A 13,790-nucleotide genomic window follows, 5' to 3' on the forward strand; every position below is an offset into this window, starting at 1 on the left:
GGGTCTGCCCCTGTGAGTGGAACATCTGCGGCTCTGAAGCCCCCGGCCGACGCGGTGAAACCGGTCCGGCACCCCGAAGCCCCGGCTCCCGGCGAACTCCTCGGCGCGCACTACGAACACTGTTTCGGCTGCGGCGGGGGACAGCCCCACGGGCTGCACCTTCAGGCGCGGGCCGGCGAGGGTGTCGGAGTCACCGCCGAGTTCACCGTGAAGGCTGCCCACCAGGGCGCCCCGGGCCTCGCACACGGTGGCATTCTGGCCACCGCGCTGGACGAGACGCTCGGCTCGCTGAACTGGCTGCTGCGGGTGATCGCGGTGACCGGACGGCTGGAGACCGACTTCGTCGCCCCGGTGCCGGTGGACACCGTGCTGTACCTCGATGCCGAGATCACCGCGGTGCACGGCCGGAAGATCTACTCCCGGGCGACGGGCCGGATCGGCGGCCCGGACGGGCCCGTGGCGGTCCGTGCCGAGGCCCTCTTCATCGAGGTGAAGGTCGACCACTTCATCGACAACGGCCGCCCGGCCGAGATCCGGGCCGCGATGGCAGATCCGGACCAGGTCAGGCGCGCCCGCGCGTTCGAGGTGAACCCCTGATGCGCCGTCCCGTGGACGTACTGATCCGCCGGGTCGACCCGGACGTGCCGATTCCGGCCTATGGGCACCCCGGCGACGCCGGGGTCGATCTGGTGACCACCGAGGCCACCGAACTGGCCCCTGGCGAGCGGGCGGTTCTCCCCACCGGGGTGTCGATCGCGCTGCCCGACGGGTACGCGGCGTTCGTGCACCCGCGGTCCGGCCTAGCCGCCCGCTGCGGAGTCGCTCTCGTCAATGCCCCGGGGACGGTTGATGCCGGGTACCGTGGAGAGATCAAGGTGATCGTCATCAACCTCGACCCGCGGGAGCCCGTGCGGTTCGAGCGGTTCGACCGGATTGCCCAACTGGTCGTGCAACAGGTCGAGAAGGTGCGCTTCCACGAAGTGGCTGAGCTGCCCGGCTCGGCTCGCGGCGAGGGAGGCTTCGGATCCACCGGAGGGCACACTTCCGGTGATGTTGATGGCGTCAGGGGCGGGATTACCCAGGGCGGGAACAGCTACGCTTCGGTCGTACCCGACCGGGAAGGACAGTGACGTGTTCGGACGTCGCAAGAAGAGTGGTTCCGCCGATGACGTGGCGGACGAAGCGCGCGAGGCCGAGCAGGTCGTCGACGAGCTCGATGACGGCGACGGGGCCGACAGCGGCTCGCGTCGGGTGAATCTCCCGCCGGCGCCGCGGCCGGACGGACCGTGGGACATCACCGAGGTCTCCCAGCCCGGCGAGGGCCGGGTCGACCTGGGCGGCGTGTTCGTGCCCGGCGTCGAGGGCATGGAGCTGCGGGTCGAGGTTGCCGGTGACGCGATCGTGGCCGCGACCGTGGTGCTCAACGACAGTGCCATTCAGCTGCAGGCCTTCGCCGCGCCCAAGAAGGAGGGCATCTGGGGCGAGGTCCGCGAGGAGATCGCCTCCGGCATCACCCAGCAGGGTGGGATCATCGACGAGGTCGAGGGTCCGCTGGGCTGGGAGCTGCGCGCCCAGGTCCCCGTACAGCTCCCCGACGGGACGAACGGTGTGCAGCTGGTGCGCTTCGTCGGCGTCGACGGGCCGCGCTGGTTCCTGCGCGGAGTGATCTCCGGCCAGGGTGCCGTGCAGCCGGAGGCCGCGGGGCTGCTGGAGACGATCTTCCGGGACACCGTGGTCGTCCGAGGCGAGGGCCCGATGGCGCCGCGCGATCCGATCGTCCTCAAGCTCCCCGACGACGCCCAGATGGTGCCCGAGGGCGTCCAGCAGGAGAACCAGGAGGGTTCGAAGTTCTCCGGTGGCATGGGCCAGCTCCAGCGCGGACCCGAGATCACCGAGGTGCGCTGAGCGGATACGGGCTGCCGCCCGGCACAGCTGAAGGCCGGTGGGCCGTGCTTCCTTTCGAGGGGGTGCGGCCCACCGGCCTGTCGGCGTCCAGGGGGATCGCCGGGACAAGCCCCAAACCAGGCTGCGACCCTTGCGTGAGGCGGGCACCCATGACGAGGAATCACCGTGTGGACTTCGCCACGTCCTGCTAACGTCTGCGACATGAAGCGCGCTGCTATGACGACGACGCCGGAGAGTGTCCCGGCGCGCTGACAGATGTCTTGGTCCGAAGCCCCGGGGCGAGTGCCCCGGGGCTTCGCCTTGCGGTCGTTCGCCCGATGTCCGTGAGGAGACCGCCATGCCTGACCATCGCAAGCTCGGCCGTGAACTGGGCCTGTTCGACACCGACCCGCTGATCGGCGCGGGCCTGCCGTACTGGCTGCCCGACGGCGCGGCCGTACGGCACACCCTGGAGGAGTACATCCGCGCCGCCGAGCGGCGAGCGGGCTACCGCCACGTGTACTCACCGGTACTCGGCAAGCGGGAGTTGTACGAGATCTCGGGGCACTGGGCGCACTACAGCGACGACATGTTCCCCCCGATGGACCTCGGCGGGGAGCAGGTCGTCCTGCGGCCGAGCCTCTGCCCCCATCACGCGGTGATCTACCGCTCCCGCCCCCACAGCTACCGCGAGCTGCCCCTGCGCATGGCCGAGTTGGGAGGCATGTACCGCTCCGAACTCTCGGGCGTGCTCGGCGGACTGACCCGAGTGCGGGCCATCCAGCTCAATGACGCGCACATCTTCTGCACCCTGGACCAGGTCGCCGAGGAGGCGCAGGCGGCGCTGGAGATGATCCGCCGGGCGTACGAGGCGCTCGGCATCACCCCGACCCGCTACCGGCTCTCCCTCCCGGGCCCCGGTGGCAAGTACGTTGCCGCACCCGCGAAGTGGCAACGGTCCACCGCCCTGCTGACCGACGTCCTCGACCGCTCCGGCCTGCCCTACGAGGCGGCTGAGGGTGAGGCCGCGTTCTACGGCCCCAAGATCGACGTCCAGGTCACCGACGGTGCCGGCCGGGAGTCCACCCTGTCCACCGTCCAGGTCGACTTCCACCAGCCCGAGCAGTTCGATCTGCGTTACATCGGCGCGGACGGCGCCAGACATCGCCCGGTCATGGTCCACCGCAGCATCATCGGCAGTGTGGAGCGAGCCGTCGCCCATCTCATCGAACAGCACGGCGGTGCCTTCCCCGCCTGGCTCGCCCCCACTCAGCTGGTCATTCTCCCGGTCTCCGACACCGAACTGCCGAATGCCGAAGCCCTCGCCCGACGATGCACCCAGCTCGGACTGCGTGCCGAGATCGCGGGACCGGAACGCGGCAGCCTGGGCGCCCGTGTCCGAGAGGTCCGCCTGGTTCCCTACCAAGCCGTCATCGGCGCCAAGGAGGCCGCTGACGATCACGTCGCACTGCGATTGCGTGACGGACGCCGACTCGACCCGCAGCCGGTCAGTGACGTACTCACCCACATCAGCGGTCTCGTCGGGGCCCACAGCACCGACCTGTGGGTCGATGCCCCCTCGTAGCAGGCGTCGCGTGCCGGGTCCGGGCCTGCGGTGGGTGACGAACGCCGGACCGCGCGTACGGCCCCCGGCCGGGCAGGTGTCCAGGGGCGGGTACGGGCGGTGACCAGCGACAACCGGGCCCCACGCAGGCAGCACCTCAGGAGAGATTCACTGTCGTGCTTTGCGCAGCTTGAGAATGTATGCCGCGGTAAGCGCAACGGCACGGTCCTCGTCATGTGACAGATCTGCGAGGGCACGCGACGCCACGTCCCCCGGGATGTCCGCGAGCGCCTGTGTCAGCAGTCGACGTGCAGACGATCCGATGGCGCTGCGGGCGAGGCAGTCGACGAGCCCGGTAGCGATCTGATCCGCCAACGCGCGATCACTCGCCAGTGTGCTCAGGGCATCGGCTGCGTCGGCGTCGTTCCTCTCCTCGACGATCATGTCGATGAGCGTCGGGACCGCGTCGGCTGCTCCACGTGCCCCGAGCGCCAGAGCCGCGTACCCGCGGACCACGACGTCGGGGTTCGTGAGAGCGTCCTGCAGCAGTGCGGTCGCCTCACCGTTCGGAATCTCGGCGATGGACCGGACGGCACGTTTCCGTACCTCGGCAGCGGGTGATCCGAGGCCCTTCGCCAGCAGTGCCGGGCCGTCCCCGCCCGCTTGCGCCAGAGCCCAACGCAGGGCTCCGGCGACGTTCGGATCCGACTCGCTCAGCACGGCCTCGACCAGTGCCTCCACCGGGACGGGAACTTCTTCGATTGCGGACAGGGCCGCGCGCTGCCGCGCCCCCGCGCTCTTCGACCCCAACGCCTGGAGGAGCGCGACGATCTGGAGGACGTCCTCCCAGCCGGCGGGTTCCGCGGCACCGATCCGACGGAGTCGCGTGAGCAGCTCTGTCTCTGCTGCGATGCGGTCCCGCGCCTGGCGGATGAGGTCGTCGACGAGATCCGCGGGCGCGAAGCCGGGGTCATCGAGCGCGCGCCTGACGTCGCGCAGCGACAGCCCCAATGACCGCAGGCTCTCGATGTGGAAGATTCGCCGGATGTTCTCGCTGGAGTACTCCCGATAGCCGGAGTCCGTACGGCCCGTCGGCCGCACCAGGCCGAGCGATTCGTAATGCCTGAGCATGCGGGCGCTGACTCCGGACCGCCGCACGACATCACCGATCAACACTGCCTACCGCCCCTCCTGGCCGGCCCCGCCGAGGGCTACGATGCGCTTCGCCTCCTCGATCGCGGACTCGAATCCGGCATTCGGGTCGCGCCACAGCCGTTCTGTGGCGATCGCGTGCGCGCGCACGCGAGGGTCGAGATCCGTCGTCGCGGCGCGCAGCGTCGGCAACATCACCTCCCCGAGCGCGATCAGCGCCCGGCTGAGGCTCAGCTGTGTCTCGCGTGCGCCGCGCCCGAGCTGTGTCGCCAAGACTACGGCCAACTCGTGCTCCTCACCTTCGGGCACGAGCACGACCGCTGCCCGCCAGGCGCTCCGGGCCACCTCGTCGTCGGCGTCGGACAGCAGCGCCGGTGTGATCGCCGGCCACGCTTGCCGATCCCCGATCTTGGACAGCGTGTGCAACGCCTGGCTCCGTGCCTGCGCACGTTCCGAGCGGACTTCGTCGAGAAGCACCGGGACCGTCATCGATGCCGCGTGGCGGGTGAGTGCCCACGTCAGCATTTCACGCACGTAGAACTCGGGTTCGATCGCGCATTGTTCGATGAGCTTGCCGATGAACCCCGGGTCCGGGGCCGTGCCGACCGCCAGCGCCGCCTGCAACCGGACCGACGAGCTGTTGTTCTCCAGCCCCTGGAGAGCTCGCATCGTGTTCGTGTCCTCTTTCGGCAGGGTCATGAGGGCCACCTCCTTGGCTGCAGTGAAGACCCTGTCACTGTGTCAAGGTCAAGCGGAGCCGGGCCGAGAGATGTCCAGGCATCCACGGCCCACCGAGTCCGGTGCTTGTCACGTCGGACGAGACGCGCACAAAGGGGCGCGTATGGGGCGCGTATGGGGCGCGTATGTGCGCCGTCAAAGGCCCGACCCGCTCCGTAAGGAAGCCATCAACGCAGGGCTGGGACCGTCGGGACGCGAGGTTTGCTCAGGAGGTCAGAGATTCCGTACCTCATCTAGGAGCACACGATGGCCGATGTGGCCTTCGTCGTCACCACGATCGCGGTGTTCGCGTGGGTGGCTCTCGTCGCCAAGGGGGTGGCCAAGCTGTGACCGCCGAAAACGTCGTCGGCCTCGTCGTGGCCGTCGCCCTGCTGGGCTATCTCATCCTCGCCCTTCTGTACCCGGAGAGGTTCTGAGCCCGATATGAGCCCCGTCCTCGCTGGTGTGCTCCAGGTTCTCGCGCTCGTCGTGGCGCTGGCACTGGCATACCGTCCGCTCGGTGACCACATGGCCGGCGTCTACTCCTCGCAGAAGCACCTACGCGTCGAGAAGTGGATGTACAAGGCCGTAGGCGTCAACCCCGATGCACAGATGCGCTGGCCCGCGTACCTGCGCGGGGTCCTCGCCTTCTCCGCGGTGAGTGTCCTCTTCCTCTATCTGCTGCAGCGGCTCCAGGGCGCTCTGCCCGGTTCGCTCGGCTTCGCCTCGATCGACCCCGACCAGGCCTTCAACACGGCGGCTTCGTTCGTCGCGAACACCAACTGGCAGTCGTACTACGGCGAGCAGGCCATGGGCCATGTCGTCCAGACCGGCGGCCTCGCGGTGCAGAACTTCGTCTCGGCGGCGGTCGGTATGGCCGTCGCGGTGGCGCTGGTACGGGGCTTCGCCCGCTCCCGTACCGGTGAACTGGGTAACTTCTGGTCCGACCTGGTGCGCGGCACCGTCCGGATCCTGCTGCCGATCGCCGCGGTCGGAGCGCTGGTGCTGGTCGCCTGCGGTGCCATCCAGAACTTCTCCGGCATCCATGAGGTCGGCCGGTTCATGGGCGGTTCGCAGCAGTGGAACGGCGGAGCGGTGGCCTCGCAGGAGGTCATCAAGGAGCTGGGTACGAACGGCGGCGGCTACTTCAACGCCAACTCGTCCCACCCGTTCGAGAATCCCAACGGGCTGTCCAACCTTTTCGAGATCTTCCTGATCCTGGTCATTCCGTTCGCGCTCACGCGGACGTTCGGCCGGATGGTCGGCTCGCTGAAGCAGGGCTACGCGATCCTGGCGGCGATGGGTGTCATCTGGCTGGGTTTCACCACCCTGATGATGTGGACCGAGTTCAGCCACCACGGGCCCGCCTTCGACATCGCGGGCGGAGCCATGGAGGGGAAGGAGACCCGGTTCGGGATCGCCGGCTCGTCGATCTTCGCCGTGGCCACGACGCTCACCTCCACGGGTGCCGTCAACTCCTTCCACTCCTCGTACACGGGCTTCGGCGGGGGCATCACGATGCTGGGCATGCAGCTCGGCGAGATCGCGCCCGGCGGGGTCGGATCCGGCCTCTACGGCATGCTCGTCATGGCGGTCATCGCGGTCTTCATCGCGGGCCTGATGGTCGGCCGTACGCCCGAGTACCTCGGCAAGAAGATCGGCACCCGGCAGATCAAGCTCGCGGCCTGCTACATCCTGATCACCCCGGCGCTGGTGCTCTGCTTCACCGCCGCGGCGCTGGTCCTGCCCACCCCGCCGCACTCCATGCTGAACTCCGGTGCGCATGGATTCTCCGAGGTGCTGTACGCCTACACCTCGGCTGCCAACAACAACGGTTCGGCCTTCGCCGGGCTGAACGCCGACACGCAGTGGTTCAACACGACCATCGGTCTCGCAATGCTGCTGGGCCGCTTCCTGCCGATGGTGTTCGTGCTGGCGCTGGCCGGCTCGCTCGCCGAGCAGAAGCCCGTACCGGCGACCGTGGGAACCCTGGGCACGCACAAGCCGCTGTTCAGCGGGCTGCTGGTCGGGACGATCCTGATCATCACCGGGCTGACCTACTTCCCGGCCCTGGCGCTGGGGCCGCTGGCCGAAGGGCTGGCGTCATGACCACTCGTACGAAGCAAGAGGACTCGATGTCCACTGTCACCCCCACCCGGGCACCCCACCAGGACGCGCCCACGGGTCATCAGAGCGAAGGACGTGTCGGCGGGGGCCTGTTCGACCCCGGACAATTGCTCAAGTCGTTCCCCGACGCCGTACGCAAGCTCGACCCCCGGGTGATGGTCAAGTCTCCGGTGATGTTCGTGGTGCTGATCGGTTCGGTGTTCACCACCGTGCTGGCGTGCCTGAACCCCGGCGACCGGTTCGGTTGGGCGATCGCGGTCTGGCTGTGGCTGACCACGATCTTCGCCAACCTGGCGGAGGCGGTCGCCGAAGGGCGCGGCAAGGCGCAGGCCGACACGCTGCGCAGGGCCAAGACCGACACCGTCGCCCGGCGGATCATCGGCACGAACGAGGAGCGGGTCCCCGGCACCGAACTGCGCATCGGTGATCTGGTGGTCTGCGAGGCCGGTGACATCATCCCCGGCGACGGGGACGTCGTCGACGGTGTCGCGAGCGTCGACGAGTCCGCGATCACGGGTGAATCGGCGCCGGTCATCAGGGAGTCCGGCGGCGACCGCTCGGCCGTCACCGGTGGTACGAAGGTGCTCTCCGACCGGATCGTCGTCAAGATCACCACCAAGCCCGGTGAAACGTTCATCGACCGGATGATCGCCCTGGTCGAAGGCGCGGCCCGGCAGAAGACGCCCAACGAGATCGCGCTGAACATCCTGCTCGCGTCCCTCACCATCGTCTTCCTGCTCGCCGTCGTCACCCTCCAGCCGTTCGCGATCTACGCGGGCCAGAAGCAGTCGGTGATCGTGCTGACCGCGCTGCTGGTCTGCCTGATCCCGACGACCATCGGAGCGCTGCTCTCCGCGATCGGAATCGCCGGGATGGACCGGCTGGTGCAGCGCAATGTGCTCGCGATGTCGGGGCGTGCCGTCGAGGCCGCCGGCGATGTCTCGACCCTGCTGCTGGACAAGACCGGCACCATCACGCTCGGCAACCGGCAGGCCGCCGAGTTCGTCCCCGTCAAGGGCACGACCGAGGCCGAACTGGCGGACGCCGCCCAGCTGTCCTCACTGGCCGACGAGACGCCCGAGGGCCGCTCGATCGTGGTGCTCGCCAAGGAGAAGTACGGGCTGCGCGAGCGCCACCAGGGCGAACTGCGGCAGGCCGAGTGGGTCGCGTTCACCGCCCAGACCCGGATGTCGGGCGTGGACGTCGACGGACGCAGGGTCCGCAAGGGCGCGAGCGGTTCCGTCGTCGCGTGGGTCAAGGAGCGCGGCGGCAGTGTCTCGCCGGAGGCAAGGACGCTCACCGACCGGATCTCCGAAGCCGGCGGAACACCGCTGCTGGTGGCTCTGGAGGACGGGCGGGGCGCCCGGGTCCTGGGCGTCATCCACCTCAAGGACGTCGTCAAGGAGGGCATGCGGGAGCGGTTCGACGAGCTGCGCCGGATGGGCATCAAGACGGTCATGATCACGGGCGACAACCCGCTGACCGCGAAGGCCATCGCCGAGGAGGCGGGCGTGGACGACTTCCTCGCGGAGGCCACGCCCGAGGACAAGATGGCCCTCATCAAGCGGGAGCAGGCAGGCGGCAAGCTCGTCGCGATGACGGGCGACGGGACCAATGACGCGCCCGCGCTGGCCCAGGCGGACGTGGGCGTGGCCATGAACACCGGCACCTCGGCCGCCAAGGAGGCCGGGAACATGGTGGACCTGGACTCCAACCCCACCAAGCTGATCGAGATCGTCGAGATCGGCAAGCAACTGCTCATCACCCGGGGTGCGCTGACGACGTTCTCGATCGCCAACGACGTCGCGAAGTACTTCGCGATCATCCCGGCGATGTTCGCGGTGGTCCATCCCGGCCTGGACACGCTCAACATCATGCGGCTGTCCTCGCCGCAGTCCGCGATCCTGTCGGCGGTCGTGTTCAACGCGCTGATCATCATCGCACTGGTGCCGCTCGCCCTGAAGGGCGTGCGCTACCGGCCCAGCAGCGCCGACTCGATGCTCCGGCGCAACCTCGGGATCTACGGAATCGGTGGACTGGTCGCCCCGTTCATCGGCATCAAGATCATCGACCTGATCATCTCCCACATCCCCGGAATCGGCTGATCTGCCATGAACAACTCCGTAGCGAACACAGCCCGGTTGCTCTGGGCCGGGCTGCGTGCCCTGCTCGTCCTCACCGTCGTCTGCGGCGTGCTCTACCCGCTCGCCGTGACCGGTGTCGCCCAGGGAATCTTCCCCGACAAGGCCAATGGCTCCGAGATCACCGCGAACGGCAAGGTCGTCGGCTCCGAACTCATCGGCCAGCGCTACGACCTGCCGCTGAAGAAGGGGCAGCAGACCGCGGCCCCGGACCTCAGGTGGTTCCAGCCGCGCCCGTCCAACGGCCTCGGCACCAACAGCGTCAACACCCAGTACAAGCTGATCCTCTCCGGCGCGACCAACCGCTCCGGCGACAGCAAGGAACTGATCGACGCGGTGACAGCCGCCAAGGCCGCCGTCGTCAAGGACAATTCCGTCCCCGGCCACCCCGTCAGCCCCGCCGACGTGCCGGCCGACGCCGTCACCTCCTCGGGCTCCGGCCTCGACCCGGCCATCTCCCCGGCGTACGCACAGCTCCAGGTGCGCCGCGTCGCCGAGCGGAACCATCTCGGCGTCGCGCAGGTGGAGAAGCTCGTCGAGCAGCAGACGGAGGGCCGGATTCTCGGCTTCGTGGGGGAACCGCGGGTGAACGTCCTCCAGCTCAACATCGCTCTCAAGCGGCTGGTGAACGGAGCTTGAGAGCACCGGGGCCGGCCTTCGCGGCCGGCCCCGGGCCATTGGGCGCACGCCGCACGCCGGTTCAGCCCGTCGGCGAGCCCAGGCTTCCCGGGTAGAGATACTTCGCCGGCGGGATCACCGTGCCGTCGACCCACGCCCCGAAGAAGCCCTTGAGGTCCTTCCCCGACACCTTCGCCGCCAGCGCCTCGAACTGCCGGAACGAGGCGTTTCCGTACGCGTGGTCGTGGGTCCAGGTCCTGAGTGTCCGGAAGAACGCCTCGTCACCGACCGTGCGGCGCAGGGCGTGCAACATCAGCGAACCCTTGAAGTACAGCGCGGAATCCAACTCCTTCCCCGGGCCCGGGTCGTAGAGCCTGGTGGACCAGAACGACGGGTCGTCGCGGTAGTCCTCGATCTCGGAACGGTAGTAGTCCTGATCCAGGTCGGCGCCCTTGTGCTCCTCCCACAACTGCCCGGCGTACTGGGCGAAGCACTCCGCCGCACAGCCGTCCCGCCAGTCCTTGAACGAGACGCTGTCACCGAACCACTGGTGGGTGTTCTCATGGACCACCGAAGCGTCGAAGATCATGCCGCCGCCGTACGTGGGGCGGCTCTGCGTCTCCAGGGCCAGCGGGCCACCGGTGGGTTCCTTCGTGGCCCCGACGACGATGGCGCCCGCCGAGGAGAACGGGTACGGGCCGAATTTCGCGGTCAGGAAGTCCAGGATGTCCGTCTGCTCGGCCTCCGCGTCCGGGTCGATGACGGCGTCCGGGCTGTACGCCGTGATGACCGGCGTTCCGGCGGCCGTCTTCCCCCGGTGGACGGTGAACCTGTCGATCGCGACCGTGCTGAGGTACGTCGCCAGCGGCTTGTCCTCGAACCAGCGGAAGGTCTTCCTGCCGTCCTTCGCGGTGACCGGGCCCGGCAGGCCGTTGCCGACGGCCGTCCAGCCGTCGGGCACCGTCGCGGTGAGGGCGAAGGTGGCCTTGTCGGAGGGGTGGTCGTTGGCGGGATACCAGGAGGTCGCCGCGTGCGGTTCGCCCGCCACGTACGCGCCGCCGGTCTTCAGGGTGTGCCAGCCCTCGGCGTCGGGCGCACCGGCGTACACCACCCGGACCTCGAACGTCGTGCCCTTCACGACCGGGCGGGCGGGGGTGACGACCAGTTCATGGGCGCCGGCCCGGGAGAACGCCTTCGCCGGGGTGCCGTTCACGGTGACCGATGCCACGGTGAAGCCCTTGAGGTCCAGGCTGAACCGGTCCAGGCCGGTCAGGGCGCGGGCGGTGACGGTGGTGTCGCCGTCCAGATGGCCGGTGCGCGCCGGGTCGTAGGCGATGCGGACGTCGTAGTGGGACACGTCGTAGCCGGAGTTGCCGTCGTCGGGGAAGTACGGGTCACCGACGCCCGGACCGCCGATGGCGGCCGAGGCGGGGAGGGCGGTCAGTGCGGTGGTGCTCACCACTGCGGCCACGAGGGCGACAGCGGCTCTGCGGCGGCGGTTCAGCAGTATGCGCATGTCTCGTTCCTGAGGAAGGGGCGGTCAGTGCCGGGGATCGGCGGCGGCGAGCTTCCACAGCACGCCGATGAGGGCGTCGGTGCTCGTCGTCTCCGTCTTCGGGTCCACGTTGGTGAGGTCGTCGCACGCCTCGTGGATGCAGTCCGAGATGCCGGTGCTGAATCCGGACGACGGGATGCCGGCGTTGCCGAACGACTCGTGGTCCGAGCCGCCGACGCCGATGTCGAACGTGGGGATGTTCCGCTCGGCGAACCACGCCTCGAAAGCCTGCTGGGCCTCGGTCTCGCCGTGCTCGTCGTCGTGGACCACGAGCCACTGCCGGGTGTTCTTGCTGCCCGCCTGGTCGAAGTTGAGGTAGACATCGATCCTGCGGCGCTCGGCCGCGGAGAGTTTCCGGACGTAGTCCGCCGAGCCGATCAGGCCCTTCTCCTCCGCGCCCCACCACGCGAACCGGAGGTGCCGCTCGGGTTTCAGCCGCGACGTGGCCACCTGGAGTGCGGTGGCCAGGACCGCTGCCGAGCCGGAGCCGTTGTCGTTGATTCCCGGGCCCTCCTCGACGCTGTCGAGATGGGCGCCGGTCAGCAGCACATGGTCCGGGTCGCCGCCCGGCCAGTCGGCGATCAGATTGCTGCCGGTGGCGCCGTCGTGGGTGAAGGGGACGAGTTTCGTGCGGAAGCCCGCCCGGTCGAGGGCGTTCTTCACATACGTCACCGAGTCGGCGTACCCCTGCGTGCCGTGCGCGCGGTTGCCGCCGTTGCGGTCGGCGATGCGCTGCAGGGCACGCAGATGGGGCATCACCTGCTGCTCGGAGACGGTGGGGGCGGTGGGGGGCTGTGTTCTTGCGGTGGCGGTGGCGGTGGCGGTGGCGGCGGGGACCGCGGACACGGTCAGGGCTATCCCGAGGACTCCGGCCGCCAGCCGGGGAAGGCTCCTGCGTAACGTCATACGCACCCTTTCAACTTCAAGGACGGGGCACTCGCCCCGGTGGACCTTGGCAAGGCTGGTCGGCCGGTGTCAGAGAGTTGTCGGAAAGTTGTGGGGAAGCGGTAGCGCCTCGGCTACGGCTCACCGTCGAGGACGACCGCATCGGCGCTCGGCCGGACGCCTGACAGACATCCCGGCCATTGCCCGGCCCTGTGCCCGATGCACATACTGGCGGCCGACGAGACGATCACGTACGGGGAAACATGTGCGGGGGAGAAACATGACCGAGAACACCGGCCGGACGAGCAGCGGCGCGCAGGGCGGCGCGGCGGTCGCCGAGGACCCGGCCCGCGGCCCCATGGTCCGGGTCGAGGACCTGCACCGCTCCTACGGCACCGGCGCCGCGGCCGTGCACGCGCTGCGCGGGGTCTCCTTCGAGCTGCCGCGCGGCGAGCTCGTCGCGCTCAAGGGACGCTCTGGCTCCGGCAAGACGACGCTCCTCAACCTGGTCGGTGGCCTCGACGGCCCCGACGGCGGCCGGATCACCGTCGACGGCACGGACCTCGCCGAACTTGGCGAGAACGGGCTGCTGGAGCTGCGCCGGGACCGGATCGGCTTCATCTTCCAGTCCTTCGGCCTGATCCCGATCCTGACGGCTGCGGAGAACGTCGGCGTACCCCTGCGGCTGCGCAAGACGGACCCGCGCGAGCGCGAGGAGCGGGTGGCGCTGCTGCTCTCGATGGTCGGTCTCGCCGACCACGCGGCTCAGCGTCCCGGAGAGCTCTCCGGCGGCCAGCAGCAGCGCGTCGCGATCGCCCGCGCGCTCGCCAACCGCCCCGCGCTGCTGATCGCGGACGAGCCGACCGGACAGCTCGACGCGGAGACCGGGCTCGCGGTGATGGAGCTGCTGAGGGCGGTGGTACGGAGTGAGGGCGTCACCGCGCTGGTGGCGACGCACGACGCCCAGCTGCTGGGCCTGGCGGACCGGGTGCTGGAGCTGAGCGACGGGCACATCGTCGAGCACGAGTAGAGGGCGGGCCCGACCTGCTGCCCGGCAGGTCGGGCCCGGCGTCAGAATCCTGTCAATTCGGTTCCCACCCCCACCCCTCGTCCTATTTGTCGAGAATCTACGGGGTAGCTTCGAAGC

General features: G+C 69.2%; 13 protein-coding genes. 9 read left to right on the plus strand and 4 right to left on the minus strand.

Annotated features, from left to right (window positions below):
- Window positions 1-12 precede the first annotated feature (12 nt).
- The 4 genes from ACF1B9_RS22365 (at window position 13) to thrS (ending at window position 3,469) form a co-directional block, all read left to right on the plus strand.
- Entirely contained in the window at window positions 13-597 is a 585-nt protein-coding gene (locus ACF1B9_RS22365; RefSeq protein WP_391743239.1) for a PaaI family thioesterase, read from the plus strand.
- Window positions 597-1,130 carry a dUTP diphosphatase gene (dut, locus tag ACF1B9_RS22370; RefSeq protein WP_391743240.1) on the plus strand — a complete coding sequence of 178 codons (534 nt, stop codon included), beginning with the start codon at window positions 597-599 and terminating at the stop codon, window positions 1,128-1,130. The genes ACF1B9_RS22365 and dut overlap by 1 nt, the downstream gene beginning before the upstream one ends.
- A 1-nt stretch (window position 1,131) precedes the next feature.
- Complete coding sequence (locus tag ACF1B9_RS22375) at window positions 1,132-1,905, plus strand: DUF3710 domain-containing protein (RefSeq protein WP_391743241.1); 774 nt, start codon at window positions 1,132-1,134, stop codon at window positions 1,903-1,905.
- Window positions 1,906-2,140: 235 nt separating this feature from the next.
- Window positions 2,141-3,469, plus strand: coding sequence for a threonine--tRNA ligase (thrS, locus tag ACF1B9_RS22380; RefSeq protein ID WP_391743243.1), 1,329 nt, complete (start codon window positions 2,141-2,143; stop codon window positions 3,467-3,469).
- A gap of 147 nt (window positions 3,470-3,616) precedes the next feature.
- Here the strand turns inward: thrS and ACF1B9_RS22385 are convergent, their stop codons facing one another.
- A complete protein-coding gene (locus tag ACF1B9_RS22385) occupies window positions 3,617-4,624 on the minus strand; it encodes a HEAT repeat domain-containing protein (RefSeq protein WP_391743245.1) in 1,008 nt (335 codons plus the stop codon).
- Window positions 4,625-4,627: 3 nt separating this feature from the next.
- On the minus strand, window positions 4,628-5,299 hold the full coding sequence (locus ACF1B9_RS22390) for a HEAT repeat domain-containing protein (RefSeq protein WP_391743246.1): 672 nt from the start codon (window positions 5,297-5,299) through the stop codon (window positions 4,628-4,630).
- 365 nt (window positions 5,300-5,664) lie between these two features.
- Between ACF1B9_RS22390 and kdpF the strand changes: the two genes are divergently transcribed.
- From kdpF to ACF1B9_RS22410, 4 genes are read left to right on the plus strand one after another with little or no spacing between them, the layout of a single operon-like run.
- The gene (kdpF, locus tag ACF1B9_RS22395) at window positions 5,665-5,754 is read left to right on the plus strand and encodes a K(+)-transporting ATPase subunit F (protein ID WP_351084850.1); all 90 of its coding nucleotides are present in this window, start codon (window positions 5,665-5,667) and stop codon (window positions 5,752-5,754) included.
- Between the two features lie 7 nt (window positions 5,755-5,761).
- On the plus strand, window positions 5,762-7,426 hold the full coding sequence (kdpA, locus tag ACF1B9_RS22400; RefSeq protein WP_391743247.1) for a potassium-transporting ATPase subunit KdpA: 1,665 nt from the start codon (window positions 5,762-5,764) through the stop codon (window positions 7,424-7,426).
- Window positions 7,423-9,549 carry a potassium-transporting ATPase subunit KdpB gene (kdpB, locus tag ACF1B9_RS22405; RefSeq protein ID WP_391743249.1) on the plus strand — a complete coding sequence of 709 codons (2,127 nt, stop codon included), beginning with the start codon at window positions 7,423-7,425 and terminating at the stop codon, window positions 9,547-9,549. The genes kdpA and kdpB overlap by 4 nt, the downstream gene beginning before the upstream one ends.
- A 6-nt stretch (window positions 9,550-9,555) precedes the next feature.
- Window positions 9,556-10,224: a potassium-transporting ATPase subunit C gene (locus tag ACF1B9_RS22410; RefSeq protein WP_391743251.1), complete on the plus strand. Its 669-nt coding sequence runs from the start codon at window positions 9,556-9,558 to the stop codon at window positions 10,222-10,224.
- 61 nt (window positions 10,225-10,285) lie between these two features.
- Here the strand turns inward: ACF1B9_RS22410 and ACF1B9_RS22415 are convergent, their stop codons facing one another.
- Both ACF1B9_RS22415 and ACF1B9_RS22420 read right to left on the minus strand, forming a co-directional pair.
- A complete protein-coding gene (locus ACF1B9_RS22415; protein ID WP_391743253.1) occupies window positions 10,286-11,719 on the minus strand; it encodes a M1 family metallopeptidase in 1,434 nt (477 codons plus the stop codon).
- Window positions 11,720-11,743: 24 nt separating this feature from the next.
- Window positions 11,744-12,664 (minus strand): M28 family peptidase, encoded by a 921-nt coding sequence (locus ACF1B9_RS22420; RefSeq protein ID WP_391743255.1) that lies wholly within the window; start codon window positions 12,662-12,664, stop codon window positions 11,744-11,746.
- 259 nt (window positions 12,665-12,923) lie between these two features.
- On the opposite strand from ACF1B9_RS22420, the gene ACF1B9_RS22425 reads away from it, so the two are divergent.
- On the plus strand, window positions 12,924-13,673 hold the full coding sequence (locus tag ACF1B9_RS22425; protein ID WP_391743257.1) for an ABC transporter ATP-binding protein: 750 nt from the start codon (window positions 12,924-12,926) through the stop codon (window positions 13,671-13,673).
- The last annotated feature ends 117 nt before the right edge of the window (window positions 13,674-13,790 follow it).

The sequence above is a fragment of the Streptomyces sp. NPDC014727 genome (assembly GCF_043083485.1).
In the GTDB taxonomy this organism is placed as follows: domain Bacteria; phylum Actinomycetota; class Actinomycetes; order Streptomycetales; family Streptomycetaceae; genus Streptomyces.

Excerpts from the sequence above, each read along its gene's own strand:
- dut (WP_391743240.1), top strand. The coding sequence starts at position 597 with ATGCGCCGTCCCGTGGACGTACTGATCCGCCGGGTCGACCCGGACGTG.
- ACF1B9_RS22390 (WP_391743246.1), bottom strand. The coding sequence starts at position 5,299 with ATGACCCTGCCGAAAGAGGACACGAACACGATGCGAGCTCTCCAGGGG.
- kdpA (WP_391743247.1), top strand. The coding sequence starts at position 5,762 with ATGAGCCCCGTCCTCGCTGGTGTGCTCCAGGTTCTCGCGCTCGTCGTG.
- kdpB (WP_391743249.1), top strand. The coding sequence starts at position 7,423 with ATGACCACTCGTACGAAGCAAGAGGACTCGATGTCCACTGTCACCCCC.
- ACF1B9_RS22410 (WP_391743251.1), top strand. The coding sequence starts at position 9,556 with ATGAACAACTCCGTAGCGAACACAGCCCGGTTGCTCTGGGCCGGGCTG.
- ACF1B9_RS22415 (WP_391743253.1), bottom strand. The coding sequence starts at position 11,719 with ATGCGCATACTGCTGAACCGCCGCCGCAGAGCCGCTGTCGCCCTCGTG.
- ACF1B9_RS22420 (WP_391743255.1), bottom strand. The coding sequence starts at position 12,664 with ATGACGTTACGCAGGAGCCTTCCCCGGCTGGCGGCCGGAGTCCTCGGG.
- ACF1B9_RS22425 (WP_391743257.1), top strand. The coding sequence starts at position 12,924 with ATGACCGAGAACACCGGCCGGACGAGCAGCGGCGCGCAGGGCGGCGCG.